Origin of the sequence: Mesorhizobium sp. M7A.F.Ca.CA.003.01.2.1 (genome assembly GCF_003998945.1) — a bacterium.
GTDB lineage: Bacteria > Pseudomonadota > Alphaproteobacteria > Rhizobiales > Rhizobiaceae > Mesorhizobium > Mesorhizobium ciceri.
On record NZ_RZRA01001637.1, the window covers coordinates 1 to 503 of the forward strand.

Annotated in this window: 1 protein-coding gene; it reads right to left on the reverse strand. The window is 64.2% G+C overall.

Annotated features, from left to right (window positions below; all coding sequences use genetic code 11):
- Positions 1–495 (reverse strand): sigma-70 family RNA polymerase sigma factor (locus tag EN969_RS34675; protein ID WP_127419969.1); only part of this gene is annotated, 495 nt, incomplete at its 3' end.
- Positions 496–503: the final 8 nt, after the last annotated feature.

A 503-nucleotide genomic window follows, 5' to 3' on the forward strand; every position in this document is an offset into this window, starting at 1 on the left:
ATGCAGCGACACCCGCACCGCCGTCTCACTGATGCCGAACTTTGCCGCCGTCTCGCCGATGGACCGCCCTTCCACCGACACGGCCGAGACCACGGAGCGCTGAGCCGGCGACAGACCGTCCAATGCACGGTTGATGTCGCGCTCGCTGACGGTCTCGGTTTCCGGCTCGGCGAACGTCTCGGCGATATCGTCGACGTCGATCTCGATGCGCCGTCCGCGCCGCCTGAACGCATCGATCAGCTTGAAGCGGGCAATCGCATAGACCCACGGCAACACCGGCGCATCCTGACGCCAGGTATGCCGTTTCACATGAATGGCCAGCAAGGTTTCCTGCACGACATCCTCGGGATCGACCCCGCCCTGCACGATCTTGCGCCTGGCAAAACCGCGAACCAGCGCGGCAATCCGGTGCAGAAAGTCGGCGTAAGCCCTTTCATCTCCCGCGATCGCGGCCCGCATCAGCCGGGAAAGTTCGGCCTCGTCCTTGCCGCTCACAAGAGTTC